Origin of the sequence: Mesorhizobium sp. M4B.F.Ca.ET.089.01.1.1 (assembly GCF_004022605.1) — a bacterium.
Lineage (GTDB): Bacteria > Pseudomonadota > Alphaproteobacteria > Rhizobiales > Rhizobiaceae > Mesorhizobium > Mesorhizobium abyssinicae.
Window position 1 is genome coordinate 1 of record NZ_RZOS01000543.1, and the last position, 3,436, is coordinate 3,436.

At 65.6% G+C, this 3,436-nt stretch carries 3 protein-coding genes; all 3 read right to left on the reverse strand.

Annotated features, from left to right (window positions below; genetic code table 11):
- Positions 1-1,517: 30S ribosomal protein S1 (gene rpsA, locus EN780_RS30235; RefSeq protein WP_128276121.1), on the reverse strand; the 1,517-nt coding region annotated here is incomplete at its 3' end.
- Positions 1,518-1,721: 204 nt separating this feature from the next.
- Positions 1,722-2,372, reverse strand: a complete 651-nt coding sequence (gene cmk / locus EN780_RS30240) for a (d)CMP kinase (RefSeq protein ID WP_127391260.1) — start codon at positions 2,370-2,372, stop codon at positions 1,722-1,724.
- A gap of 232 nt (positions 2,373-2,604) precedes the next feature.
- The coding region (locus tag EN780_RS30250; RefSeq protein WP_133372776.1) for a 3-phosphoshikimate 1-carboxyvinyltransferase at positions 2,605-3,436 on the reverse strand (832 nt) is incomplete at its 5' end.

The window sequence follows — 3,436 nt, forward strand, 5'->3', positions numbered from 1 at the left end:
ACGGTGAAGCGCTCGGGGCGCTGCTCGTCACGGTCGCGGCTGAGGTCGGAGCGCTTGATGAAGGTCTCGATGCCGCTGTCGACCAGCCGCACTTCCAGACCGCCATCCTTGACGCCGATGACCTCGCAGGTGACGACGGCGTTCTTGCGCAGTTCGCCCGAAGTCGCCGCTTCACCGACCGTGTCACGGGCCAGCTGCTTGATGCCGAGCGAGATGCGCTCCTTCTCGATGTCGACGTCGAGCACCTGCGCCTTGACCACGTCGCCGCGATTGTACTCTTCGATCACCTGCTCGCCCGGACGGGTCCAGTCGAGGTCGGAGAGGTGGACCATGCCGTCCACGTCGCCTTCCAGGCCGATGAACAGGCCGAACTCGGTCTTGTTCTTGACCTCGCCCTCGACCTGGCTGCCGACCGGATGGGTGCGCGCGAAGGCCTCCCACGGGTTCTCCAGCGTCTGCTTGAGGCCGAGCGAGATGCGGCGCTTGGCCGGATCGACCTCGAGCACCACCACGTCGACTTCCTGGGTCGTCGACAGGATCTTGCCGGGATGCACGTTCTTCTTCGTCCACGACATTTCCGAAACGTGGATGAGGCCCTCGATTCCCGGCTCCAGCTCGACGAACGCGCCGTAGTCGGTGATGTTGGTGACGGTGCCCTTGATCTTCTTGCCGATCGGGAACTTGGTGCCGATCTCCGACCACGGATCGCTCTCGAGCTGCTTCATGCCGAGCGAGATGCGGTGGGTTTCCTGGTTGATGCGGATGATCTGCACCTTGACCGTCTGGCCGATGTTGAGGATCTCGGTCGGATGGTTGACGCGGCGCCATGCCATGTCGGTGACGTGCAGCAGGCCGTCGATGCCGCCGAGGTCGACGAACGCACCGTAGTCGGTGATGTTCTTGACCACGCCTTCGACCACCTGGCCCTCTTCGAGGTTCTGCACGATTTCCGAACGCTGTTCGGCGCGGCTCTCCTCGAGCACGGTGCGGCGCGACACCACGATGTTGCCGCGGCGGCGATCCATCTTGAGGATCTCGAAGGGCTGCGGATTGTGCATCAGCGGCGAGACGTCGCGGATCGGGCGGATATCGACCTGGCTGCGCGGCAGGAACGCCACGGCGCCGTCGAGGTCGACGGTGAAGCCGCCCTTGACCTGGTTGAAGATGACGCCTTCGACGCGCTCACCCTTGGTGAACTTCTCCTCGAGGCGCACCCAGCTCTCCTCGCGGCGCGCCTTCTCGCGCGACAGCATGGCTTCGCCAAGCGCGTTCTCGATGCGCTCGACATAGACTTCGACGGTGTCGCCGACCTTGAGGGACGACTCCTTGCCCTTGGCGCCGAATTCCTTCAGCGGCACGCGGCCTTCGACCTTGAGGCCGACGTCGATGATGGCCATGTCCTTTTCGATCGCGGTGATCGTGCCCCGGACAACCTGGCCCTCGCCGGAATGGCCGGCGGTGAATGATTCTTCGAGCATGCTCGCGAAATCGTCGCGAGACGGATTAGCAGCTGACATTGTTTCTCCTGAAGTGCCCCGCATATCGAGCGGGACGGGCGCCGTGGGTTAGCGTTGCGTGAGCCTGCCGGCGTTCCGGGCTGAAGAGCCCTTGGCCGCTCAAAGCGGCAAGTCCGGCGCATGAAGAATGCTGGCAGGCTGGTTCGTGCCCGATATGGGTATTTTCTTCGCCTCCGGCAACGGAAACACGAGGAAAAACCCGGCTCAGGCTTTGTTTCTCTTGGCCAGGACGTCGTCGATGATCGCCATGGCCGCCAGGAACGCGGCCTCTATAGCCATTTCGGACGTATCAAGCAAGTGCGCGTCGGCGGCCGGCTTGAGCGGCGAGTCGGCTCGGCCCATGTCGCGCTCGTCGCGCCGCTCGATGTCGGCCAGGATGGTGGCGAAATCGGCGCTGCCGCCGATGCTCTCGATCTCCGCCAGCCGGCGTCTCGCCCGCACCTCGGCGCTTGCCGTCACATAAAGCTTGATGTCGGCGTCGGGGCACACGACGGTGCCGATGTCGCGCCCGTCGAGCACGGCGCCCGGCGGCGTTTTGGCGAAGGCGCGCTGCTTTTCGACCAGGATGCGCCGCACAGTCGGGAAGACGGCGACCTTGGAAGCGGCCTCGCCCACCGCATGCGCCGACAGCACGGCGCGATCGAGTTTCGAAAGGTCCACCTGCCGCGCCGCGGTTTCCGCCGCCGAGACATTGTCGAGCGGCAGGCCGAGCTGCAACAGCGCATGCGCGACGGCGCGATAGGTCAGGCCGGTGTCGAGCAGGTTCAGCCGGTAGTGGTCGGCAAGCCGGCGGGCGAGGGTGCCCTTGCCGGCGCCGGCCGGCCCGTCGATCGCGATGGTGAAGGTGTGGGTCATTGGCGGGCCAACGAAAAGCGCGGCGATCCTTCGCGCCCCCCTCTGTCCTGCCGGACATCTCCCCCACGAGGGGGGAGATTGAAGGTTTGGGCGCCTCGCTCAATTCTGCGACGTTGGTTTTTGGCGAAAACCGCGGCGACAGATAATCTCCCCCCCTGTGGGGGAGATGTCCGGCAGGACAGAGGGGGGCGCTGTCCCGCCAGCGTCTCAGGTCGGCTCAAGCTCATCGCCATCACTCGATCTCCGCGCCCAGCCCCTTCATCAGCCCCATGAATTCCGGAAAGCTCGTCGCGATCATGTTGGCATCGTCGATGGTCACCGGCTTTTCGCTCGCCAGCCCCATGACGAGGAAACTCATGGCGATGCGGTGGTCGAGATGCGTCTTTACCGTCGTGTCCGGCCCGTTGGGGTGTCTGCCCAGCCCCTTGCCGCCCGGCCTGCCGCGCACGGCAAGCGTCGCTTCGCCTTCCGTGCAGTCGACGCCGTTGAGCTTCAGCCCGTTGGCGACGGCCGAAAGCCGGTCGGATTCCTTGACGCGCAGCTCTTCCAGCCCCTGCATCAGCGTCTCGCCCTCGGCGAAGCTCGCCGCAACCGCCAGCACCGGATACTCGTCGATCATCGACGGCGCCCGCTCCGGCGGCACGGTGACGCCCTTCAACTCCGAAGAGCGCACGCGCAGGTCCGCGACGTCCTCGCCGCCGGCATTGCGCGGGTTGAGGATGTCGATCCGGCCGCCCATCTCCTGCAGCGTCAGGAGCAGGCCGGTGCGAGTCGGGTTCATCAGCACGTTCTCGATGACGATGTCCGAGCCCGGCACGATGAGCGCCGCCACCAGCGGGAAGCCCGCCGAGGACGGGTCGCCAGGCACCGCGATCGTCTGCCCGCTGAGCTTGCCCTGGCCCTCGATGAAGATGTGGCGCACGCCGCGCTCGTCGGTTTCGACCGTCAGATTGGCGCCAAATCCCTTCAGCATCTTTTCGGTGTGGTCGCGCGTCATCACCGGCTCGATCACGGTGGTGATGCCCGGCGTGTTCAGGCCCGCCAGCAGCACCGCCGACTTCACC

Bases quoted from the DNA above. Each gene is read 5' to 3' on its own strand.
- cmk (WP_127391260.1), bottom strand. From the start codon at position 2,372: ATGACCCACACCTTCACCATCGCGATCGACGGGCCGGCCGGCGCCGGC.